A 22,746-nucleotide genomic window follows, 5' to 3' on the forward strand; every position below is an offset into this window, starting at 1 on the left:
CGCCCAGAAGACCATAGCGGGCCGTTCGATTCCCGCCGGTTTTCGAACGTGGAATCGGGGTCTTGGGGACTTTCGAACGCGAGATAGGCCCCACATCACGTTCGAAAGTGCGGGTGGGGTGGGGCGGGGCGGCGCGGTGGGGGATGGCGACGACGGCGCCCCCTGTCGCGTCCGGGGCCGCGCCTAGACTGGGTCCGCCATGGCTGACCTCTTCTCCGCGCTCGGACGCACGCCCCTGAACCTCGACCGGACCCGCCGCCCCGCGGACCCGGAGACCGCCCTGCCCGGGCTCGTGCCCCCGGCCGTCACGCGCGCGGCCGCGGACCCCGAGGCCTGGGGCGAGGACGCCCGCCCGGCCGCTCCGGCGCACACTCCCGAGTCGCTCGTGGCGGGGCTCAACCCGCAGCAGGCCGCCGCGGTGACCCACACGGGGGCGCCGCTGCTGATCGTGGCGGGCGCCGGCTCGGGCAAGACCCGGGTGCTGACCCACCGCATCGCGTGGCTGCTCGCCACCGGCCGGGCGCGGCCGCACGAGATCCTCGCCATCACCTTCACGAACAAGGCCGCCGCGGAGATGCGCGAGCGCGTGGCCGGGCTGATCGGTCCCACCGCCCAGCGGATGTGGATCTCCACGTTCCATTCCTCCGCCGTGCGGCTGCTGCGCAACGAGGCCGCCAACATCGGGCTGAAGTCCACGTTCACCATCTACGACTCGGCGGACAGCCTGCGCCTGGTCACCACCGTCGCCAAGCAGCACGAGCTGGACCCGAAGCGCTTCGCGCCCAAGGCCCTGCTGAACCGCATCAGCTCCCTGAAGAACGAGCTCGTGGAGGCGGACGACTACGCCGCCACCGTGGCCGAGGGGGACCCGTGGGGCCGCGCCGTCGCCGCCGTCTACCGGGACTACACGGCCCGCCTGCGCCAGGCCAACGCCCTGGACTTCGACGACCTGATCGGCATGACGGTCCACATGTTCGAGGCGTTCCCGCGCGTGCTGGACAACTACCGCCGCCGGTTCCGCCACGTCCTCGTGGACGAGTACCAGGACACCAACCACGCACAGTACCGCCTGATCCGGCTCCTCGCCGGCCCGGCGGGCGACCCCGAGGGCGTGGAGACCCCCGGCGGCGAGCTGACCGTCGTCGGCGACTCGGACCAGTCCATCTACGCGTTCCGCGGCGCGGACATCCGCAACATCGTCGAGTTCGAGCAGGACTTCACGGACGCCGTCACCATCAAGCTCGAGCAGAACTACCGCTCCACGCAGACCATCCTGGACGCCGCCAACGCGGTGATCGAGCGCAACCCGGACCGCCGCCCCAAGCGCCTGTGGACGGCCGAGGGGGAGGGCCCGGCGATCGTCGGCTACGCCGCGGAGAACGAGTCCGCCGAAGCGGAGTGGATCGCCACCACCATCGACCGGCTGCAGGACGAGGACGGGATCCGCCCGGCCGACGTCGCCGTGTTCTACCGGACCAACGCGCAGTCCCGCGCGCTCGAGGAGCGGCTGGTGACGCGCGGCATCCCGTACCGGGTCATCGGCGGCACGCGCTTCTACGACCGCAAGGAGATCAAGGACGCGCTCGCCTACCTGCGGGTGATCGTCAACCCCGACGACGACGTCAACGTGCGCCGCATCCTCAACGAGCCCAAACGGGGCATCGGGGACCGGGCCGAGGGCGCCATCGCCGCGTGGGCCGAGCGCAACCGCTCCACGTTCTCCGCGGCCCTGCGCGACGCCGAGAACGCCCCCGGCATGGCCGCCCGCTCGCTCAAGGCCGTCCGCGGCTTCGTGCAGATGATGGACGACCTCGGCCAGGTCGCCGAGTCCGCCGGCCCGGCCACCGTCCTGGAGGCCGTCCTCGAGCAGTCCGGGATGCTGGCCGCCCTCCGCGAGTCCGAGGACCTGCAGGACGAGTCCCGCGCGGACAACCTCGGCGAGCTCGTCGCCGTCGTCCGCTCCTTCGAGACGACGCACCCGGACGGCACCCTGTCCGACTTCCTCGAGCAGGTCGCGCTCGTGGCGGACGCGGACCAGCTGCCCACGGCCCCGGACGTGGAGGGCGAGGCGCTCGCGGAGCAGCAGGGCCAGGTCACGCTCATGACGCTGCACACCGCCAAGGGCCTCGAGTTCCCCGTGGTGTTCCTGACGGGCATGGAGCACGGGGTGTTCCCGCACGCCCGCTCGATGACGGACGAGAAGGAGCTCGCGGAGGAGCGTCGCCTGGCGTACGTGGGCCTGACGCGCGCCCGCCGTCGCCTGTTCCTGACGCGCGCCGAGGCACGCTCGCTGTGGGGCCAGCACCAGTTCAACCCGCCCAGCCAGTTCCTCGGGGAGATCCCGGAGACGCTCATCGACTGGGAGCGGGAGGGCACCACGCGCTCGGCCGGGTCGTTGAGCCTGACCGGCGCCGGCACCTCGCGGTACGCGGGGCGGTTCGGGGGCGGCCGGCCGGCGTGGCGGTCCCGGGACGACGACGGCGCGCGACCCCAGCGCCTCACCCGCGGGGACGAGCCGGCGGACCTCACGGTGCCCTCCGGCGTGGTGCGCGGGAAGGCGCCGAGCCGGGTGCAGCCGCAGAAGGAGATCGTGGCGCTCAGCCCGGGCGACCGCGTCTCCCACGCCACGTTCGGCGAGGGGCGCGTGGACGCCGTCGCGGGCGCGGGGGACAAGACCGTCGCGACCGTCACCTTCGACGCCACCGGGGCGCAGAAGCGGCTGCTGCTGCGCTACGCCCCGCTGACGAAGGTCGAGGGCTGACGGGACCGGCCCGCCGACCCCCCGGTCGCCCCGGGGCGTGGACTACAGTGAGCCGTGGAACGCCGCCGTCCGCCGCCCCGCCGTGCCCCCGCGCCCGGCCCGGCCACGGAGGGGGCGTCGACGTCGGCCGCGCCCGCGGGCGAGGCCGGCAGACCCTGTCTTCGACCAAGAAGGACACACCACCGTGGACCTGTATGAGTACCAGGCGCGCGATCTGTTCGAGGCGCACGGCGTCCCCGTGCTGGCCGGCATCGTTGCGCAGACCCCGGACGAGGCCAAGGCGGCCGCGGAGAAGATCGGCGGCGTCACCGTCGTCAAGGCGCAGGTGAAGGTCGGCGGCCGCGGCAAGGCCGGCGGCGTGAAGGTCGCCAAGACGGCCGACGAGGCCTACGAGCACGCCAAGGCCATCCTGGGGATGGACATCAAGGGCCACACCGTGCACCAGGTCATGATCGCCCAGGGCGCCGACATCGCCGAGGAGTACTACTTCTCCGTGCTGCTGGACCGCGCCAACCGCACCTACCTGGCCATGTGCTCGGTCGAGGGCGGCATGGAGATCGAGCAGCTCGCCGAGGAGCGCCCCGAGGCCCTCGCCAAGGTGCCCGTCTCCCCGCTGACCGGCATCGACGCCGAGACCGCCCAGAAGATCGTCACCGAGGCGGGCTTCCCCGAGGAGCTGCGCGCCGACGTCGCCGAGGTCATCCAGAAGCTCTGGGAGGTCTTCGAGAAGGAGGACGCCACCCTCGTCGAGGTGAACCCGCTGGTGAAGACCGGCGACGGCACGATCCTCGCCCTGGACGGCAAGGTCTCCCTCGACGACAACGCGGCGTTCCGCCACGAGGACCACGCCGCCCTCGTCGACGAGCGCACCGAGGACCCGCTGGAGGCCAAGGCCAAGGCCAACGGCCTCAACTACGTGAAACTGGACGGCCAGGTCGGCGTGATCGGCAACGGCGCCGGCCTCGTGATGTCCACCCTCGACGTCGTCGCGTACGCCGGCGAGCAGCACGGCGGCGTGAAGCCGGCCAACTTCCTGGACATCGGCGGCGGCGCCAACGCCGAGGTCATGGCCAACGGCCTCGACGTCATCCTGGGCGACGAGCAGGTCAAGTCCGTGTTCGTGAACGTCTTCGGCGGCATCACCGCGTGCGACCAGGTCGCGAACGGCATCGTCAAGGCCCTCGAGATCCTGGGTGACACCGCCACCAAGCCGCTGGTCGTGCGCCTGGACGGCAACGCCGTGGAGGAGGGCCGCCGCATCCTGCAGGAGGCGAACCACCCGCTCGTCACCCTGGCCGCCACCATGGACGAGGGCGCCGACAAGGCCGCCGAGCTCGCCCACTCCGCGAACTGACCGTTCGGAAAGACTGAGGAAACAGCTATGTCGATCTACCTGAACAAGGACTCCAAGGTCATCGTCCAGGGCATCACCGGCGGCGAGGGCACCAAGCACACCCGCCTCATGCTCAAGGCCGGCACGAACATCGTGGGCGGCGTGAACGCCCGCAAGGCCGGCACCACCGTGTCCCACGAGGACAAGGACGGCAACGCCGTCGAGCTGCCCGTCTTCGGCACCGTCAAGGAGGCCATGGAGAAGACCGGCGCGGACGTGTCCGTGGCCTTCGTGCCGCCGGCCTTCGCCAAGGACGCGGCGATCGAGGCCATCGAGGCCGAGATCCCGCTGCTCGTGGTCATCACGGAGGGCATCCCGGTGCAGGACTCCGCCGAGTTCTTCGCCCTGTCGCAGTCGAAGACCGGCGAGGACGGGAAGCCGAAGACCCGCATCATCGGCCCGAACTGCCCCGGCATCATCACCCCGGGCGAGGCCCTGGCCGGCATCACCCCGGCCACCATCACCGGCTCCGGCCCCATCGGCCTCGTGTCCAAGTCCGGCACGCTGACCTACCAGATGATGTACGAGCTGCGTGACTTCGGCTTCTCCACCGCCATCGGCATCGGCGGCGACCCGATCATCGGCACCACCCACATCGACGCCCTCGAGGCGTTCGAGGCCGACCCGGACACCCAGGCCATCGTGATGATCGGCGAGATCGGCGGCGACGCCGAGGAGCGTGCGGCCGAGTTCATCAAGGCCAACGTCACCAAGCCGGTCGTCGGCTACGTGGCCGGCTTCACCGCCCCGGAGGGCAAGACCATGGGCCACGCCGGCGCCATCGTCTCCGGCTCCGCCGGCACCGCGCAGGCCAAGAAGGAGGCCCTCGAGGCCGCGGGCGTGAAGGTCGGCAAGACCCCGTCCGAGACCGCCCAGCTCATGCGGGAGATCCTGCAGGCCCAGGCCTGATCCCGCGGTGGGGGGCGCCGATGCCGGCGCTCCGCACCGGCAGGCGGATGCACCACGGCCCCTGTCCCTCGTCCTGAGGGGCAGGGGCCGTGTGCTGTGCGGGGCGGAGCAGGCGGTGGGCGCCCGTCAGCCCACGTTCGCGCCGAAGAGCAGGCCGAGCACGTACGTCACGGCAGCGGCGCCGAAGCCGATCGCGAGCTGGCGCAGGCCCCGAGCCAGCGGTGAGGAGCCGGACAGCAGCCCGACCACACCGCCGGTGAAGAGCAGGGCCACGCCCACCATCGCCGCCGCCAGGCCCAGGGCCCACAGCCCGGACATGCCGAAGATGTACGGCAGGATCGGGATGAGTGCGCCGGAGGCGAAGAACGCGAAGCTGGACAGGGAGGCGCTCCACGCCGAGCCGATCTCCGCGAAGGAGTCCGAGTGGTCCACCGGCCCCTGGGAGCCGTCGGGACGGGCGGAGAACTGCGGGTTGCAGTCGCACGTGAGATAGCCGAGGCGCTCGAGCGCGCGGTGCTCGGCGTCCTCGGGCGTCATGCCGCGGGCCAGGTAGACGAGCGTGAGCTCGTTGTGGTCCAGGTCCAGGTGCTGGGCCGCCTCGAGGGTGATCTGGGTGGGGGAGGAGGCCTCGAGCAGCTCCCGCTGGGACCGCACCGAGACGTACTCGCCGGCCGCCATGGACAGCGCGCCCGCCAGCAGGCCGGCCACGCCGGTGAACAGCACGACGGACGGCGCCACGCCCGTCGCGCCGATGCCCATCACGAGCGCCAGGTTGGAGACCAGCCCGTCGTTCATGCCGAAGACGGCGTCGCGGAAGTTGCCGGCCAGCTGCTCGCGACCCCGGGCGGCGAGGCCGCGCACGACCTCCTCGTGGATGGCCTCGTCCGCCACCATGCCCTCGGGGGCGTCCTGGTCCTCCGCGTAGGGAGTGTCCGACTCGGCGCGCTGGGCCAGGGCCAGCACGAACACGGAGCCGAAGATCCGCGCGAGCCAGCGCAGCAGGATGCGGTGCAGGGAGGGGCGCGGCGGGTTCTCGGCGTGCTCGCCCAGGAGGGCCCGCCAGTGCTGTTCGTGGCGGCGCTCGGCCTCGGCGAGGCCGAGCAGGATGTCGCGCTCCACGCCGTCCTTGCGAGCGGCGATGTCGCGGTAGATCTGGCCCTCGGCGATCTCGTCGGCGAGGTAGCGGCGCCAGCGTCGGACCTGTTCGCGGGTCGGCTCGGGACGTGCCGCGGGCGTGGCGGTGTGGGCGGGGCTCATGGGGCTCCATCGGATGGGCGGGCGGGGACGGGCGGCGCCGTCGCGGCCGGGCGCGCCCGACCGGCCAGTCTACGCCGTCGCTACCATGGCCGCATGGACGCAGCAGAGACCCCCGACGGCCCCGAGACCGCCGCCCACGACGGCGGCCGGCCGGCCTGGCAGCACCGCCTCCTGGCGGGCGGGGAGGAGCCGGACCCCCGGTTCACGCTCGCCAACGAGCGCACGTTCCTGGCCTGGGTCCGGACGGCGCTGGCGCTGCTGGCCGGCGGGGTCGCGGTGGAGGCGTTCACCGGCGCCCTCTTCGCGCCGCCGGTCCGGGTGGTGCTGAGCACGGTGCTGCTCGTCCTGGCGGCGCTGCTCGCCCTGGGCGCGGGCGCGCGCTGGCTCCGGGTGGAGCGGGCGATGCGCCGCGGCCGTCCGCTGCCGCTGCCGCTGATCGTCCCGGTCCTCGCGGGGGGCGTCGTGCTGGCCGTCGTGGTGCTGCTGGCCGCCGTCGTCCTTCCGCGGGGCTGAGACGATGCGCCTGCATCACGACCCGGGGCTGCAGCCCGAGCGCACCGTGATGAGCTGGGGCCGCACGGTCCTGGCGCTGGGCGTCCTCAGCCTCACGTTCCTGAGGTGGTGGCCGACCGTCGGCGCGTGGGCGTTCGGGCCTGCGGTGGTGGCGGCCGTCGGCGGGGCGGCGGTGCTGGCCACGCAGCGCCGGCGCTACGTGGCGCACGCGGACGGAATCGCGCGGGAGCAGGCCCGGCCGGCCCTGGCGTCGGTGGCCTGCATGGTCGCGCTGGTGGTGGGCTTGGCGGCCCTCGGGATCACCGCCACGCTGCTGCACGCGGCATGATCCGCGGACGACGACGGCGCCCCTCACCTGCGCGGGGCGGGTGAGGGGCGCCGTCGTGCATCCGGAGGCGGACCGCTCAGCGGGCGATCATGCCGTGGGGGTCGATGACGAACTTCTCCAGGGAGCCCTGGTCGAACTCCGCATAGGCCTGCGGTGCCTCGTCCAGGCTGATCACGCGCGGGTTGACCATCTCCGTCAGGTACGGCATCCGATCCCACAGGATCGACATCATCAGCTGGCGGTTGTAGCGCATGACGGGCGCCTGGCCGCCGATGATGTGGGGCGACTTGATCCAGGCCTTGCCGAAGTCCACCGGGAAGGTGCCCTCCTGCTCGGCCTTCGTCTCCGCGATCGGGTCCGGCCCGTAGATGCCGATGATGCCCGTGGCGCCGCCCGGACGGGTGATGTCCAGGACCTGGTTCACGGCGGCGATCGGCTGCATCTCATCGGACGCGGAGCCCAGGCCGTGGGCCTCGGAGCCGACGCAGTCCACCGCGCAGTCCACCATCGGCTCGCCGAGGATGTCGCTCACGGCGTCCTGCAGGTTCTCCGTGGTGGAGAGGTCGATGGTCTCGCAGCCGTGCTTGCGCACCAGCTCCAGTCGCGAGGCGTCCTGGTCGCCCACGATGATGCACGAGGCGCCCAGCAGCCGAGCGGCGGCCGCGGCGCACCGGCCCACGGGGCCGGCACCGGCGATGTAGACGGTGGAGCCGGGCTTGGCGCCGGCCTCCACGAGGCCGTGGAACGCCGTCGGGAGGATGTCCGAGAGCACGGTCAGATCCAGGATCTTCTCCATCGCCTGCTCCTGGTCCGGGAAGCGCAGCAGCTGGAAGTCGGCGTACGGCACGAACAGGTACTCGGCCTGCCCGCCCTGGAAGCCGCCCAGATTGAAGCCGTAGGCGGCGCAGGCCTGGTCCGGGTTGGCGGTCTCGCAGATCTCGGTCCGGCCGGCGCGGCAGTTGCGGCAACGGCCGCAGGCCACGTTGAACGGCACGGAGACGAGGTCGCCCTCCTGCAGGAACTGGACGTCGCTGCCGACCTCCAGCACCTGGCCGGTCATCTCGTGACCCAGCACCATGCCCTCGGGGGCGGGGAAGGACCCGCGGTAGATGTGCAGGTCGCTGCCGCAGATGTTGGTCGCGACGATCTTGAGGATGACACCGTGCGGCGCGGCGGAGCCGTCGGGCATCTCCAGCTTGGGGAAGTCCAGCTCGTCGACGCGCACGTCCTTGATGCCGTGGAATGCCACGGCGCGGTTCTTGGTGGTCATGAGAACTGTTGCCTTTCTGTCTCCAGCGAGGCCCCAGGTGGGGCGAGAGACGGGGCGAACCCGAGGGGGAGTCCCGGTCTCAGGCTGTACGGAGACACTAGGGGCCGGGGGGAGCCCGCGGGAAGGGTCGCCCGCCGCCGCCCGCCGCACCACGTGGCCTCGGCCATCGTGCGGGCGTCGGAGGATCACAGGCCCCGGGAGCGTGGGTCAGACCTGCGCTCGGACCGCGGGGTCGACGCCGTGGCGGGAGCGCACCCGCCAGGCCTCGAGGACCGCGGGGTCGGTGGGCCGGGTCATCAGGCTGAGGAGGACGTACACGACGGCGGAGGCGGCCAGGCCGACGTAGATCGGCTCGTTCGCGAAGACGCCCTCGAAGGGCTCGGCCGCGTTCAGCTCGAGCCAGCCCATGGTGCCGAGGGTGCCCACCGTCCCGACCACCATGGACCACAGGGCCGCCGTGCCGGTGCCGCGCTTCCACACGAGGCCGCCGACGATCGCGACGAACAGGCCGCCCACGAGGATGTCGTACGCGATGGTCAGGGCCGCCACCACGTCCGGGACGACGATCGCCAGCCCCAGCACGACGGCGCCGAGCAGCAGCACCCAGCCGCGGTTCGAGGCGAGCTCCGCCGCGGTCTCCGTGGCCGCGTCCTCGGCGACGGCGCCGTCCTCGGCGGCGGTGGCCTCGCCGCGGAGGATCGGGAGGATGTCGGTGCGCATCACGGTCGAGGCCGCGATGATCGCGCCCGAGGCGGTGGACATCATGGCCGCGACGGCGGCCGCCAGGGCCACGCCGCCCACGCCCACGGGCAGCAGGTTCTGGGCGACCCACGCGAACACGTCGTCCGTGGCGGCGATGTCCGCGGTCACCGTGCGCGCCGCCATGCCGATCACGGCGCCGGCGACGCCGTACACGATGCAGTACAGCCCCGCGGTGGCGCCGCCGATCTGGGCCACGCGCGGGGAGCGGGCCGTGAACACGCGCTGCCAGACGTCCTGGCCGATCAGCAGGCCGAGGGTGTAGATCACGAAGTAGGTGACGATCGACTGCACGCCGATCCCGTCCCAGCTGAAGAACTCGGCGCCCAGGCGCTCCTGCATGGCGCTCCAGCCGCCGGCGTTGGCCAGGGAGAGGGGGAGCATGAGGGCGAACAGGCCGATGGTCATGATGAGGAACTGGGCCATGTCGGCCAGGGTGATGGACCACATGCCGCCGAGCACGGAGTAGGCCAGCACGATGCCGCCGCCCACCAGGACGGACAGCCAGCGGTCCCAGCCGAAGAGCACCACGAAGAGCGACGCGTAGGCGCCCGTGGAGGTGGCGGCGAGCATGAGCGTGTAGGCGAGCATCACGAAGGAGGAGGCGTGGGAGGCCCCGCCACGGCCGTACCGCAGGCGGAGCATCTGCGAGACGGTGTAGATCTTCAGGCGGGCCAGGATCGGGGCGAACGCCACCGACAGGATGAGGACGCCGACGCCGATGGCGGCCACGAGCCACGCGCCGGAGAGCCCGAACTCGTACCCCAGGCCGACGCCGCCCACGGTGGCGGCGCCGCCGAGCACGACGGCGGCCATGGTGCCGGTGAACAGCACCGGCCCGAGGCGGCGGCCCGCCACGAGGTAGTCCTCCGAGCTGGCGGCGCGGGTCTTGCCCCACCAGCCGAAGGCGAGCATGCCGACCAGGTAGACGGCGACGATGGTCAGGTTGAGGGTCACGGGCGGTCTTTGGAGCGAAGGGATCCGAGGCGCCGGGATGCGGTGCGCCGCGGCGGGACACAAGAGATCGTCGTGTTGCCGATCACACGATCCGGGCCTACGGTAAACACATGTTGCTTATCAGACAACATGTCGTCCAGGGTGACATCGGCGATGTCGCCTGGCCGACGTCGGGAGGAGCGCGATGAAGGCCCTCCCGCTCGAGACCGCGCCGGGCCAGGCGCTGATCGGCCGTCGGCTGCGTGCGCTGCGCGAGGCGCGGCGGCTCACCGTGGCCCAGCTGGCCGAGGCGGCCGGCGTCAGCAAGGGCTTCCTCTCCCGCCTCGAGCGGGACCTGACGAGCCCGTCCGTGAGCACGCTCGTGACCCTGTGCCAGGTGCTCGGCGCGAGCCCGGGCGACGTCCTGGACGCGCCCGAGGTGACGGTCGTGCGCCTCGCCGACGCCCCCGCGGTCAACCTCGGCGGCGAGGGCATCCGCGAGCGCCTGATCACCCCGCGCGGCAGTCGTGACCTGCAGATCCTGCGCGCTGACATCGCGCCGCGCGGCCGCGGGGAGGCGGAGCTGTACACCGTGGACTGCCGCGTGGAGGCGGTGCACGTGGTCACCGGCCGCCTCGAGCTGCGGACCACCGAGGCCGTGCACCTGTTGGAGGAGGGGGACACCGTCACCTTCCCCGGCCGCGAGCCCCACTCGTGGGCCAATCCGGACGACCGCCCCGCCGTCGTGCTGTGGACCCTCGTGGGCCACGCGTGACCCCGTCCGGCGCGCCCACACCGGACAGACCAGACCGACCAGACCGAACCGAACCGCCCAGAGAGGACATCCAGATGCTCGAGATCCCCCGCGTCGAGGACAACGGCCGCCTCGGCCCCGTGAACTCCGCCCTCGTGCCCCGCTACGGCGGCACCCCCACCTACGCGCTGCTGCCGCGCCTGGACGAGGCGGCCGCGGCCGGCGTCGCCCCGGAGATCAAGGTGGTCGGCGTGCCGTTCGACGCCGGCGTCTCCTACCGCCCCGGTGCACGCTTCGGGTCCGGCCACGTGCGGCAGTCCTCGCGGCTGCTGCGCCCGTACAACCCCGCCACGGACACCTCGCCCTTCGCGCAGGCCCAGGTGGTGGACGCCGGGGACATGGCGGTGAACCCGTTCGACATCGGCGAGGCCATCGAGGCGATCCAGCAGGACGCGATGGACCTCACCGAGGACGGCTCCTCGCTCATGACCATCGGCGGCGACCACACCATCGCGCTGCCGCTGCTGCGCGCCGCCTCCGCCCGGGCGGGCGAGCCCGTTGCCCTGCTGCACTTCGACGCCCACCTGGACACGTGGGACACCTACTTCGGGGCCGAGTACACCCACGGCACGCCGTTCCGCCGCGCCGTGGAGGAGGGGATCCTGGACACCGAGGCCATCTCGCATGTGGGCACGCGCGGTCCGCTCTACGGCAAGAAGGACCTCGACGACGACCACCGCATGGGCTTCGGCATCGTCACCTCCTCGGACGTGTTCCGTCAGGGCGTGGACGAGATCGTGGACCAGCTGCGCCAGCGCATCGGGGGTCGGCCGCTCTACATCTCGGTGGACATCGACGTCCTCGACCCCGCGCACGCGCCGGGCACCGGCACCCCCGAGGCCGGCGGCATCACGAGCCGCGAGCTGCTCGAGATCCTGCGTGGGCTGCGCGGGCTCGACATCGTGGGCGCAGACCTGGTGGAGGTGGCCCCGGCCTACGACCACGCCGAGCTGACCGGCGTCGCCGCCTCCCATGTGGCCTACGACCTCATCTCCCTGATGGCCGACCGCCGCGCCACCCGCGCGGCCGCCGGTGAGGAGTCGGCCCGATGAGCGACGAGCAGACGACGACGGCGGCCCCGCGGCGCAACGGCGGCGACCTCGCCGTCGAGACGCTCCACGCCCTGGGCGCACGGACGGTCTTCGGCATCCCGGGCCAACACGCCCTCGGCCTCTTCGACGCCCTGTCCCGCTCCCCGCTGGAGTTCGTCTCGAACCGCGTGGAGAACAACGCCGCCTTCGCCGCGGACGGATACGCCCGGGCCACCGGCGAGGTCGGCGTCCTGTTCCTCTCCACCGGCCCGGGCGCCCTCACCTCACTGGCCGGCCTGCAGGAGGCGTACGCCACGGGCGTGCCGATGCTCGTGGTCGCCTCGCAGATCCCGCTGTCCGGGCTCGGCGCCCGGCGCAAGGGCATGCTGCACCAGCTGGACGACCAGAAGGCCTCGGCCCGCAACGTCACCAAGGCCCAGTTCACGGTCCACCACGCCTCGGGCATCCCGTCCGCCATCCAGGACGCGTGGGCCGAGGCCATCACCGTGCCGCAGGGGCCGGTGTGGGTCGAGATCCCGCAGGACGTGCTGCTCGGCGAGGTCATGGTGCCCCCGGTCGAGGACGCCCTGGCCGTGCCCTACGACCACCCGCCGCGCGCCGAGCTCGTGGCCGAGTCCGCACGCTGGCTGCGCGGGGCCGGGCGGGTGGCGATCGTGGCCGGCGGCGGTGTGCGCCGCTCCGGCCGGGCCGCGATGGAGAGCCTGCGGGAGGTCGCGGAGCTGCTCCAGGCACCCGTGGTCTGCTCGCCGGGCGGCAACACCGCCTTCCCGTGGGAGCACCCGCTCAGCCTCGGCGGCTGGGTGGAGGACCGCCTCGTCACAGACCTGCTCGAGGACGCGGAGGTGCTGCTCGTGGTCGGCTCCTCGCTCGGCGAGGTCACCTCGAACTACTTCACGCTCGAGCCGCGCGGCCGCCTCATCCAGGTGGACGCGGAGCCGCGCGTGCTGGAGACCAACCACCCCACGCTGGGTGTGCGCGCCGACGCCGGCCAGGCGCTCGAGGCGCTCGCCGCGGCGCTGCGCGAGTCGGGCTCGGTGGCGCAGGACGCCGCCGTCTGGCACGGCCGCACCCCGGCCGAGGTGGTCGCCGACGTCAACGCGCGCATCACCGCCCGCCTCGATGCCCAGGACCTCGGCGTGGAGCGCCGGCTCCTGGCGGACATCCGCGCCGCCGTTCCGTCGACCATGCAGACGTACTGGGACATGACCATCGCCGCCTACTGGGCGTGGAACTGCTGGGACGCGCAGGACGGCGAGTTCCACTCGGCGCAGGGTGCCGGAGGGCTCGGCTACGGGTTCCCGGCCGCGTTCGGCGGCGCGGTGGGCCTGGCCCACCAGGGACGCACCGGGATCGACGGGCGCGTGCTCGCCGTCGCCGGCGACGGCTCGGCGATGTACTCCCTCGCCGAGCTCGCGGCCGCCAGACAGCACGGCGCGGCGGTGACGTGGCTGATCATCGACGACGGCGGATACGGCATCCTGCGCGAGTACATGGAGGGCGCGTTCGGCAAGGCCACGGCCACCGAGCTCGACAGGCCGGACTTCCAGGCCCTCGCCGCCTCCTTCGGCGTGCCCGCCGAGACGGTGGGAGTGGAGGACGTGCGCGGCGCGCTCGAGCGCGCGTTCCAGGCGGACGGGCCGAACGTCGTGGTGGTGCAGACCCGCCTGGCGATGTGGGCGCCGAGCCACCTGGGGGAGGCCCCGGAGGTCTGAGACGGCCCGGCGCCGGAATCGCTGACTCGACCCTGAGAGTGTGCGCCACCTTTCCAGGTGCATGTTTCAGCAACGGAGCTGGACCGGCAGGTAGTTGAGGCGTCGACCGAGGCGCCGGCGGTCCCGCCCGTGTCGGAAACCGCCCAGGAGATGTCCTGGAACCATCCCGCCGATCTCACGAAAACGTCCGGCATCCGTTGCCATGCTGGCATCTCGACGCGACCCGCCACCTGGCGGGCGCCCCACGAGAGGAGCTCCATGGCCCCCTGGCTCCCGACCCGCTCCCGTCGTCCCTTCCCCCAGGTCACCGAGGCAGGCGAGGTCCCCGCCGTCACGCCCACCTTCGAGGGCCGGGCCTCCCACCCCCCGGCCGAGGACGTCGAGGACCAGGGCGCCGCCTTCGACGTCGGCACGCTCGTCTCCCGCCGCAACGCGCTGGGCATCTTCGGCGCGGGGGCGGGGGCCCTCGTCCTCGCCGCGTGCGGAGTCCAGGAGGGCGCCTCGTCCTCCTCCAGCTCGACGTCGGCGAGCGCCGGCTCCTCGTCACCCGCGGCCTCCTCCTCGTCGGCGGCGAGCGCCTCGCCGTCCGCCACCCTGACCGAGATGGTCACCGAGACCGCAGGCCCGTACCCGGGCGACGGCTCCAACGGCCCGGACGTGCTCGACGCGTCCGGCATCGAACGCTCCGACCTGACCACGAGCATCGACACGGGCACCGTCGCCGAGGGCGTCCCGCTGACGGTGACGATGAACGTGATCGACATGGCCAACGGCGACGCCGCGATGACCGGCGCCGCCGTGTACCTCTGGCACGCCGACGCGCAGGGCCGCTACTCGATGTACTCGGACGGCATCACGGAGGAGACCTACCTGCGCGGCGTCCAGGTGGTGGGCGACGACGGCACGGTCACCTTCACCACGGTGTGGCCCGGCTGCTACGACGGCCGGTGGCCCCATCTGCACTTCGAGGTGTTCCCCGACAAGGCGTCCATCACGGACGCGACGAACAACGTCCTCACCTCCCAGATCGCCATGCCCGAGGAGCAGTCCTCGCAGGTCTATGCCACCTCAGCCTACGACGGGTCGACGGCGAACTTCGCCAAGGTCAGCCTCGAGACGGACAACGTCTTCTCGGACGGCTACGAGACGCAGCTGCCGCAGATCACGGGCTCCGTGGAAAAGGGCTTCGCCATCACCATCGACGTCCCGATCGACACCACCACTGAGCAGGAGCAGGGCGGGATGGGCGGGCCCGGCGGTGGCCAGCCCCCGGCGGGCGGCGAGGGCGGCCAGCCCCCGGCGCAGCCCTGAGCCCGGCGGACGTGGGCTGAGCCGTCCGGCTCAGCCCACGCGTCCTGCCGGCGGCTCAGTCGGTCTGGGACTCGTTGCGCTCGGGGTGCGGGCCGAACACGAAGTGGCGGCCGGACACGCGCTGGACGTCCACGCGGACGTAGAAGTCCTTCAGCGTCGGCACCCACGGTTCGATGCCGAGGGACTCGGCCTCCGCGATCTCCGCCTCCGTGTCCAGGCGGCGCGCGGTGCCGTGCACGAGCACGGACCAGGCCTGGTCGGCCAGGATCCCGTCGGCCTGCACCACGACGCGCGGGTTCACCGTGAGCTCGGCGAGCTTCGAGCCGGGCGCGGTGCGGAAGTAGATGGCGCCGTCGTGGGCCCGCACGTTCACCGGCACGATGTCCGGCCGCCCGTCCACGGCCAGCCCGAGGCGCGCGTGGCCCACGCGGCCCAGCAGTCGCCAGACCTGGTCCTCGTCCAGCACCAGGACGGCCTCGCCGTCCGGGTGCTCGAACATCAGGTGGTCCCCGGGCTCCGCGACCGGATCGGGGCGCTGCATCGACGGGGCGTCGTCGGTGTCATGGTGCTGCTGGGTCATCGGGGCCTCCTGGCATGCCGGGACGGGCGCCGTCGGGCGCGGCGCTGAGATCGGGCTCACATCCACTCTATACATGGTCGGTCGCCCGCGAGGCGACGATGTCACCCAGCACCGCCGCCGTCGTCGGCGCCTCGCGGCCCGGGGCGACGGCGAGCGCGAACGGGCACGTGTGGGCGCGCGGGCCGTCGTCGACGAGCCGGCCCGACGACGGCGCGGCCGGGTCCGGCGTGAGCCACCTGCCCCCGGCGCGGCGCAGGATCAGCTGCCCCGCCGCGACGTCCCAGGGCTTGGTGTCCACGTACAGCGCGGCGTCGGCCCAGCCCGCCGCCGTGTGGGCGAGCTCGAGGGCGCCGGAGACGGTGCGGCGCACGGTCGCGTGGGCGGTCACGAGCCGCCCGAAGCGGCGCAGCGCGTCCTCGCCCTCGCGCGCGAGCGCCTCGCCCGCCGGATAGGAGGTCACGAGGTTCTGGGCGCGCTCGCCGCCGGCCGGCGCCGGCCGGCCGACCTCGGCCAGCGGGCGCTCCGGCCCGTCGCCGCGGGTGAGGTAGGCGCCGTCCGCGTCGGCGGAGAACGCCAGCCGGCCCACGGGGTCCAGCACGACGCCGGCCACCACCTCGCCGTCGACCTCGGCGGCCAGGGACACCGAGAACATCGCGAAGCCGTGTGTGAAGTTGGAGGTGCCGTCGATGGGGTCGACGATCCAGGTCAGCCGGGCGGCCTCACCGGTGCCGGCCTGCGCCCCGAGCTCCTCGCCGAGCACGCCGGAGCCGGGGACCGCCGTCGTGAGCGCGGCGACGAGCCGGGCCTCGGTGTGTCGGTCGTGCACGGTGACGAGGTCGTGGTGCGTGGTCTTGGCCTCGGGCCCGATGGCGGTGGGGGAGCGGAAGGCGGCGGCGAGGTCGCCGACGACCGCGCGGGCGGCGTCGAGGGCGATCGCGCGCAGCTCGGCGGGGCGGGGCAGGGCGGGGCTCATGCCCCGAGCCTAGGCGGGGGCCCGGACACGTCGGACCGCACGCGAGACAATGGGGCCGACCCCCCCCGAGCAGAGGAGCCGCCATGACCGAGCACCCCCTCCCGACCCCCGACGACGACGCCACCCTCACCGGCCCGCAGACCCCCACGCCCCAGCGCGTGGCCGCCGTGCGTGCGCTGCGCGAGCTGCTCGCCGCCGGCTACGGCACCGAGGCCCGGCCGATCGCCTCCTACGGCGCCCCCGCGCCCGGCACCCTCGGCGGCGTCTACCCGGACTACGACGACCGCGTGTTCCCCGGCCTCGTGGCCGCGCAGGAGCTGGCGGGCATCGACGTCGACTACCTGCGGAACGTGGACCGGGTGAGCGAGGCCGGCATCGCCGAGGCGTCCCTGGCCGACCTCGGCACGCTGTTCACCTACCTGGTGCGCGGCGAGCGGTTCGCGGACGGGCACGTGGCCGCCGCGATCGAGAACGGCAAGGTCGGCCGCATGCTGGACCGCCTGACCGCGCTGGTCCCCGAGATCCGCTGAGAGCGCACGGTGCGGAATACTGGGCGCATGCCCGCAGCCTCCGACGCCCCCACGCCCGCGCCCCGGCGCGGCCGCCTGGCCCCTTCCGGTGACCCCACTCCCGTGGAGAACGTCGCCACGCACCTGCAGGAGGGGTGGAACCGTTGGCACCGCGCCCGCGCGCTGCGTGCCGGCAACGTGCCGACGGTCATGGCGTTCACGGGCTACGGCAGCACCAGCTGGGTGCGGATCCTCTCCCGTGTGGTGATCGCCTCCGACGAGGAGTTCATGAACGGCCGTCGGCTGTCGAAGGTGGTGGCGGACGGCGTGCGCGGCTGGCGCAACTTCGTGGCCCCGCCCATGGCCTACGCCGAGGTGGAGGTGCAGGTGGGGGACCTGCGCACCACGGTGCGCACGGACCGGATGGGCGTCGTCGACGTCGTGCTGGACGTCGAGCTGGAGCCCGGCTGGCAGACCGCCACCCTCCACGTCGGCGGCCAAGAGGAGCACGCCGTCATGGACCTGTACATCTGCGAGCCGGGCGCGCGGATCGGCCTGGTCTCGGACATCGACGACACCGTGGTGGTCACCTCGCTGCCCCGCCCCCTGCTGGCGGCCTGGAACTCGTTCGTGATCGACGAGCACGCCCGCACGCCCACTCCGGGGATCGCCGTGCTGCTGCGCCGGATCGCCGAGCTCGAGCCGAAGGCCCCCGTGCTGTACCTGTCCACGGGGGCGTGGAACGTGGCGCAGACCCTCACCCGCTTCCTGGGCCGCAACCTCTACCCGCTCGGCGCTCTGCTGCTGACCAGCTGGGGGCCCACGAGGGACCGCTGGTTCCGCTCCGGTCAGGAGCACAAGAGGGTCCAGCTCGAGCGCCTCGCCGAGCAGTTCCCGGACATCCAGTGGATCCTGGTGGGCGACGACGGCCAGCACGACCCCGAGATCTACGCCGAGTTCGCGCAGCGCCACCCCGACCGGGTCAAGGCGATCGTCATCCGGCAGCTGACCCCCTCGCAGGCGCTGCTCGCGGGCGGCCGGGCGGAGGACACCCGCCATTCCACCCCGGGCATCCCGTGGTGCTACGGCCCGGACGGGGCCACGCTGTCCAATCAGCTCGAGGACCTGGGCATCCTGCCCGTCGAGTTCGTGGACGTGCAGCCCGAGGCCTGGCGCGAGGACATCCTCGGCGACGACGAGGCGCCGGCGACCCTCGACGCCGCGGCGCAGCGCGACGACCGGTCCACGGACGAGGAGGCCGCCCGATGACCGCCTCGCGCTCCGTCGAGGTCCGCATCCCGCTGCGCTGGGCGGACATGGACGCCTATGGCCACGTGAACAACATCGCCGTGGTGCAGCTGCTGGAGGAGGCCCGCGTGGCGGCCTTCGGCGTGCCCGCGAACACCGGCGCCGGTGGCGGGCAGGCCCCGCCGATCGACCTGCTCGAGGGGGTGGCCCCCGGTGTGCGGACGTTCATCTCCGAGCACACCGTGAAGTACCGGGCCCAGATGCCCTACCGCCCCGTGCCGCTGCGCGTGGTGGTGAGCGTGGACGCCGTGAAGGCCGCCTCGGTGCACGTGGGCTACGCCCTGCACGACGGCGTCGACGACACCCTCTGCGCCACCGCGACGTCCGTCATGGTGTTCGTCGACGGGCAGACGGGCCGCCCCGTGCGCATCAGCCCCGAGCAGCGGGCGGCCCTGGCCGGCTGAGGTGGGCCGAGGTGGGCTGCTGACCGCCCGACAGCCGCCCAGCGACATCACCGCCGTGCAGAGTGGCTGCGATGTCGCAGAGCGGAGGTCCGCCGCTCGGGCTCGCCGAGTCGAGACAGGGCCCGTGGGACGGCCGCGGATCAGACCGAGCGGGGGACGCCCGCGGCGGTGAGGATCCGCGCCAGCCGGTCCGGCCGCAGGAGGTCTCCCCACGTCCAATGCGCGCCCGCCCGGGTGACCAGCTGCAGGGCCACCTCCCGTTCCTTCTCCCGGCGGATGCTGGCGCGGCGGGCCGTGTCGTCACCGTCGAAGAACGACAGGTCGTACTTGCCCAGCCCGTCGAACTCCCCGTACACCCGCACCTGCTCCCACCAGAAGTCCGTGCGGGCCACCGCGCGTCCGTTCGCATCCCGGTGGCGATGCTGCAGCGCCGTGGGCGGGACGAAGCCGAGCTCGTGGATGCTGGCCCGGCTGTAGGACTCGCCGGCGGATTCCGCCCGCGCGTCCGCGAAGTGCCAGGCCCGCTCGAATCGGCGGAGGGCGGCCGCGGATTTGAGTCGGCTCTCCGCCTGCCTCGCCCAGCGTGCGGCCTCCTCGGGCCGGGCTCGGACGAGCGCGTCCAGCGGGGCCACGGCGTCGCGGAACGGGGTGGCCGCTCCGAGCACCAGCAGCACCGTGGGCAGCGGATCCGCCAGGACGGTTCCGAGGCTCTGCCCGTCCGACAGGACGGCCTCGACCGGCTGAGGCGCGGCGGGGGCCGCCTCCGGCAGCCCCCACCGGGGTCGGCGGCGCGGCGGGACGGGAAGCCGGCGATCGTGGGCCACCACGGAGGGGGCGAAGGGACGGCGGGTCAGCGGACCGGCGCCGTGATGCCCGGGCGAGGGGGCGCGCAGCTCGAGCACGGGCGGCTCGACGGCCGGCCCCAGACCGTGCAACCGGGCCGCGGTCAGGCCCGTGAACACCGTCGCGGGGCGGGCGATCGAGAGGGCGACGGCGGACACGACCGCCCTGTCCCACGGACGCAGCGCGGCCCAGTCGCTGACGCTGATGTAGACGCGCGGGCAGAGCCGCACGAGGACCCCGCGGGTCCAGGCGCGTTCGAGACGGCGCCGCGCCGCCCCGTCGTGAGGGTCCGCCGCGCTGAGCAGGGGCCCGCGTCCCGGGAGCAGCGCACGCGAGTGGTCGGAGAGCAGGGTCATGCGGCCCAGTCTCGTGGGCCCGTCGGGGGCGCGACGGGTCGGCCGCGCCGGCGGTGGAGGGCACCCGACGTCGGGGGGCCTGTGCAGGAGCCGGGCGCCCTTGAGCGACCGCCGCCCTGCGACATCACCGCGCGTCAGAACGGCGGTGATGTCGCAGGGCGGCGGAGGATCACGGAAGGGACAGGGCCGGGCCTCAGACCACGCCCTGGGCGATCATCGCGTCGGCGACCTTGATGAACCCGGCGATGTTCGCCCCCGCCACGTAGTTGCCGGGCGTGCCGTACTCCTCGGCGGTCTCCACGCAGCGGTCGTGGATGTCGCGCATGATCTGCTCGAGCCGGTCGTGGGTGTAGTCGAAGCTCCACGAGTCCCGCGAGGCGTTCTGCTGCATCTCCAGCGCCGACGTCGCCACGCCGCCCGCGTTGGCGGCCTTGCCCGGGCCGAACAGCGTCCCGGAGTCGACGAACAGGTGGGCGGCCGCCTCGGTGCAGGGCATGTTCGCGCCCTCGGCCACGGCCTTCACCCCGTTCTTCAGCAGGGTCCGCGCGGCGGACTCGTCGAGCTCGTTCTGGGTGGCACACGGCAGGGCCACGGTGCCCTCGACGTCCCAGACGCTGCCGCCGGTCACGTAGCGGGACCGCCCGCCGCGGCGCTCGGCGTACTCGGAGATGCGGGCACGCTCGACCTCCTTGATCTGCTTGAGCAGGTCCAGGTCGAGGCCGTCCGGGTCCACGATGTAGCCCGAGGAGTCGGACGCGGTGAGCACGGTGGCCCCGAGCGCGGCGGCCTTCTCCGCGGCGTAGATGGCCACGTTGCCGGAGCCGGAGATCAGCACCTGCTGACCGTCCATGGATTCGCCGCGCGTGCGCAGCATGGAGTCGACGAACATCACGGCGCCGTAGCCGGTGGCCTCAGTGCGGACCAGCGAGCCGCCCCACGTCAGGCCCTTGCCGGTGAGGGCGCCGGCCTCGAAGCGGTTGGTCAGTCGCTTGTACTGGCCGAACATGTAGCCGATCTCGCGGGCGCCCACGCCGATGTCACCGGCCGGCACGTCCGTGTGCTCACCGATGTGGCGATGCAGCTCCGTCATGAAGGACTGGCAGAACCGCATGATCTCGCGGTCGGACTTGCCGGCGGGGTCGAAGTCCGAGCCGCCCTTGCCGCCGCCGATCGGCATGCCGGTGAGCGAGTTCTTGAAGATCTGCTCGAAGCCCAGGAACTTGACGATCCCGAGGTACACGGAGGGGTGGAAGCGCAGCCCGCCCTTGTACGGGCCGAGCGCCGAGTTGAACTCCACGCGGAACCCGCGGTTGACCTGCACGACGCCGGCGTCGTCGATCCACGGGACGCGGAAGATGATCTGGCGCTCCGGCTCGCAGAGGCGGTGCATGACCCCGGCCTCGACGTACTGGGGGTGGCGCTGCACCACCGGCCCCAGCGCCTCGAACACCTCGGACACCGCCTGGTGGAACTCGGCCTCGCCGGGGTTGCGCGCGAACACTTCGTCGCGCAGGGTCTCCAGAGACTCATTCATGGTGTCCTCCTCGGACGTCGGGGTAGAGACGCCCCGCGGTGCCCCCGCCGTGGCGCGCCGCGGTCGGAGGAGGCCGCGGTGCCTGACGCCCATCCTGACAGGGAGTGCGCTCTGTTGCCGAAATGAGACGCGGGCCACCCCGGGCCCCGCGTTCGGCTCAGCGCGGCGGCGCCGCCTCGGTGTCGATGCTGGCCTGCTGGCTCTCGCTGTAGCGCGGGCCCGCCACGGTCGCGTCGTTGACGAGGTCGTCCAGCCGGGCGACGTCGGCCGGGGTCAGCCGCACCTCGTGCGCGCCCCGGTCCTCGAGCCAGTGCTCCCACGAGGTGGTGCCCGGGATCGCCAGGACGTCCTTGCCCTGGGCCAGGACCCAGGCGACGGCGAGCCCCGCCGTGCTCGTCCCGAGCCGGACGGCCTCGGCCGAGAGCGCCTCGCGCAGCGTCAGGTTGGCCTCGTAGTGGCCCTCGGCGAAGCGGGGCAGCCGGTGCCGCAGATCTCCCGCGTCCAGCCCGCCCAGCCGCGGCGGCGCGTCCGTGAGCAGGCCGCGGCTGACGGGGGAGAAGGCCACGAAGGCGGTCCCATGGCGGCGGCACGCCTCGAGCACGCCCCACTCGGGGTTGCGGGTGGCGAGGGAGTACTCGGACTGCACGGCCGCGATCGGGTGGACGGCCACGGCCCGGGTCAGGGTGACGGCCGAGACCTCGGACAGGCCGATCGCCCCGATCTTGCCCTCCGTGACGGCCTCTGCGAGCGCCCCCACGGACTCCTCGACGGGGACCTCCGGGTCCAGCCGGTGCAGGTAGTACAGGTCGATCCGGTCCTGGCCGAGCCGGCTCAGGGAGGCGTCCACGTGCGCGCGCAGCGTCTCCGGGCGGCCGTCGATCCGCCGCTGCCCGTCCCGCACGAGCCCGCCCTTGGAGGCGAGCAGCACGCGCTCGCGGACGCCCGACCCCGCCCGGGCGAGCGCGCGCCCCACGAGCTCCTCACTGCGGCCGCCGCCGTAGAGGGTGGCGGTGTCCAGGTGGTCGGTGCCGTCCTCCAGCACGCGGGTGAGCAGGTCGACGGCGGCGTCGTCGTCGAGGAATCCGGAGTAGCCGTGCACGATGTTCATGCATCCGAGGCCGACGGGGTGCACGTCCTTGCCGGCGAGGCGGCGGGGCTCGGCGGGATCGGGCAGGGGGCCAGGCTCGGCGGGGCGGGCATGCGGGGTGGCGTCCATGCCCGCCA

Annotated in this window: 20 protein-coding genes; 12 read left to right on the forward strand and 8 right to left on the reverse strand. The window is 73.2% G+C overall.

Annotated elements, in window-relative coordinates:
• Positions 1-199: 199 nt before the first annotated feature.
• The 3 genes from pcrA to sucD all read left to right on the forward strand — a co-directional run bounded on the left by pcrA (position 200) and on the right by sucD (position 5,063).
• On the forward strand, positions 200-2,761 hold the full coding sequence (gene pcrA, locus DE149_RS03640; protein ID WP_044659022.1) for a DNA helicase PcrA: 2,562 nt from the start codon (positions 200-202) through the stop codon (positions 2,759-2,761).
• A 184-nt stretch (positions 2,762-2,945) separates the two neighbouring features.
• Complete coding sequence (gene sucC / locus DE149_RS03645) at positions 2,946-4,115, forward strand: ADP-forming succinate--CoA ligase subunit beta (RefSeq protein WP_044659021.1); 1,170 nt, start codon at positions 2,946-2,948, stop codon at positions 4,113-4,115.
• Positions 4,116-4,142: 27 nt separating this feature from the next.
• The gene (gene sucD / locus DE149_RS03650; RefSeq protein WP_070709002.1) at positions 4,143-5,063 is read left to right on the forward strand and encodes a succinate--CoA ligase subunit alpha; all 921 of its coding nucleotides are present in this window, start codon (positions 4,143-4,145) and stop codon (positions 5,061-5,063) included.
• A 126-nt stretch (positions 5,064-5,189) separates the two neighbouring features.
• Here sucD and DE149_RS03655 read toward each other — a convergent pair whose 3' ends face one another.
• Entirely contained in the window at positions 5,190-6,320 is a 1,131-nt protein-coding gene (locus tag DE149_RS03655; protein WP_113913970.1) for a VIT1/CCC1 transporter family protein, read from the reverse strand.
• A 93-nt stretch (positions 6,321-6,413) separates the two neighbouring features.
• Between DE149_RS03655 and DE149_RS03660 the strand changes: the two genes are divergently transcribed.
• Complete coding sequence (locus DE149_RS03660; RefSeq protein ID WP_041103054.1) at positions 6,414-6,833, forward strand: YidH family protein; 420 nt, start codon at positions 6,414-6,416, stop codon at positions 6,831-6,833.
• A 4-nt stretch (positions 6,834-6,837) separates the two neighbouring features.
• A complete protein-coding gene (locus DE149_RS03665; protein WP_041103052.1) occupies positions 6,838-7,161 on the forward strand; it encodes a DUF202 domain-containing protein in 324 nt (107 codons plus the stop codon).
• Between the two features lie 76 nt (positions 7,162-7,237).
• Here the strand turns inward: DE149_RS03665 and DE149_RS03670 are convergent, their stop codons facing one another.
• Both DE149_RS03670 and DE149_RS03675 read right to left on the reverse strand, forming a co-directional pair.
• A complete protein-coding gene (locus tag DE149_RS03670) occupies positions 7,238-8,431 on the reverse strand; it encodes an alcohol dehydrogenase catalytic domain-containing protein (protein ID WP_041103050.1) in 1,194 nt (397 codons plus the stop codon).
• 207 nt (positions 8,432-8,638) lie between these two features.
• The gene (locus DE149_RS03675) at positions 8,639-10,147 is read right to left on the reverse strand and encodes a sodium:solute symporter (RefSeq protein WP_041103048.1); all 1,509 of its coding nucleotides are present in this window, start codon (positions 10,145-10,147) and stop codon (positions 8,639-8,641) included.
• 184 nt (positions 10,148-10,331) lie between these two features.
• Between DE149_RS03675 and DE149_RS03680 the strand changes: the two genes are divergently transcribed.
• The 4 genes from DE149_RS03680 to DE149_RS03695 all read left to right on the forward strand — a co-directional run bounded on the left by DE149_RS03680 (position 10,332) and on the right by DE149_RS03695 (position 15,015).
• Positions 10,332-10,901: an XRE family transcriptional regulator gene (locus DE149_RS03680; RefSeq protein WP_041103047.1), complete on the forward strand. Its 570-nt coding sequence runs from the start codon at positions 10,332-10,334 to the stop codon at positions 10,899-10,901.
• A gap of 74 nt (positions 10,902-10,975) precedes the next feature.
• The gene (gene speB / locus DE149_RS03685; RefSeq protein WP_041103046.1) at positions 10,976-11,992 is read left to right on the forward strand and encodes an agmatinase; all 1,017 of its coding nucleotides are present in this window, start codon (positions 10,976-10,978) and stop codon (positions 11,990-11,992) included.
• Positions 11,989-13,704 (forward strand): thiamine pyrophosphate-binding protein, encoded by a 1,716-nt coding sequence (locus tag DE149_RS03690; RefSeq protein ID WP_041103045.1) that lies wholly within the window; start codon positions 11,989-11,991, stop codon positions 13,702-13,704. Before speB ends, DE149_RS03690 begins: the two co-directional genes overlap by 4 nt.
• Positions 13,705-13,962: 258 nt before the next feature.
• Complete coding sequence (locus DE149_RS03695; RefSeq protein ID WP_041103041.1) at positions 13,963-15,015, forward strand: intradiol ring-cleavage dioxygenase; 1,053 nt, start codon at positions 13,963-13,965, stop codon at positions 15,013-15,015.
• Positions 15,016-15,070: 55 nt separating this feature from the next.
• Here DE149_RS03695 and DE149_RS03700 read toward each other — a convergent pair whose 3' ends face one another.
• Entirely contained in the window at positions 15,071-15,595 is a 525-nt protein-coding gene (locus tag DE149_RS03700; RefSeq protein WP_020621599.1) for a pyridoxamine 5'-phosphate oxidase family protein, read from the reverse strand.
• 67 nt (positions 15,596-15,662) lie between these two features.
• Positions 15,663-16,568: an inositol monophosphatase gene (locus DE149_RS03705; RefSeq protein WP_020621600.1), complete on the reverse strand. Its 906-nt coding sequence runs from the start codon at positions 16,566-16,568 to the stop codon at positions 15,663-15,665.
• Between the two features lie 83 nt (positions 16,569-16,651).
• On the opposite strand from DE149_RS03705, the gene DE149_RS03710 reads away from it, so the two are divergent.
• From DE149_RS03710 to DE149_RS03720, 3 genes are read left to right on the forward strand one after another with little or no spacing between them, the layout of a single operon-like run.
• Positions 16,652-17,098 carry a DUF6508 domain-containing protein gene (locus DE149_RS03710; protein ID WP_020621601.1) on the forward strand — a complete coding sequence of 149 codons (447 nt, stop codon included), beginning with the start codon at positions 16,652-16,654 and terminating at the stop codon, positions 17,096-17,098.
• Between the two features lie 27 nt (positions 17,099-17,125).
• The gene (locus DE149_RS03715; RefSeq protein ID WP_100058769.1) at positions 17,126-18,346 is read left to right on the forward strand and encodes an App1 family protein; all 1,221 of its coding nucleotides are present in this window, start codon (positions 17,126-17,128) and stop codon (positions 18,344-18,346) included.
• Positions 18,343-18,789, forward strand: coding sequence for a thioesterase family protein (locus DE149_RS03720; protein WP_002853740.1), 447 nt, complete (start codon positions 18,343-18,345; stop codon positions 18,787-18,789). Before DE149_RS03715 ends, DE149_RS03720 begins: the two co-directional genes overlap by 4 nt.
• 140 nt (positions 18,790-18,929) lie before the next feature.
• On the opposite strand, the gene DE149_RS03725 is transcribed toward DE149_RS03720, so the two are convergent.
• The 3 genes from DE149_RS03725 to DE149_RS03735 form a co-directional block, all read right to left on the reverse strand.
• On the reverse strand, positions 18,930-19,988 hold the full coding sequence (locus DE149_RS03725) for a hypothetical protein (protein WP_101965717.1): 1,059 nt from the start codon (positions 19,986-19,988) through the stop codon (positions 18,930-18,932).
• A 193-nt stretch (positions 19,989-20,181) separates the two neighbouring features.
• Entirely contained in the window at positions 20,182-21,522 is a 1,341-nt protein-coding gene (gene gdhA, locus DE149_RS03730) for an NADP-specific glutamate dehydrogenase (RefSeq protein ID WP_020621604.1), read from the reverse strand.
• A 157-nt stretch (positions 21,523-21,679) separates the two neighbouring features.
• The gene (locus tag DE149_RS03735; RefSeq protein WP_044659008.1) at positions 21,680-22,738 is read right to left on the reverse strand and encodes an aldo/keto reductase; all 1,059 of its coding nucleotides are present in this window, start codon (positions 22,736-22,738) and stop codon (positions 21,680-21,682) included.
• Positions 22,739-22,746: the final 8 nt, after the last annotated feature.

This window comes from Micrococcus sp. KT16, assembly GCF_003315015.1.
In the GTDB taxonomy this organism is placed as follows: domain Bacteria; phylum Actinomycetota; class Actinomycetes; order Actinomycetales; family Micrococcaceae; genus Micrococcus; species Micrococcus luteus.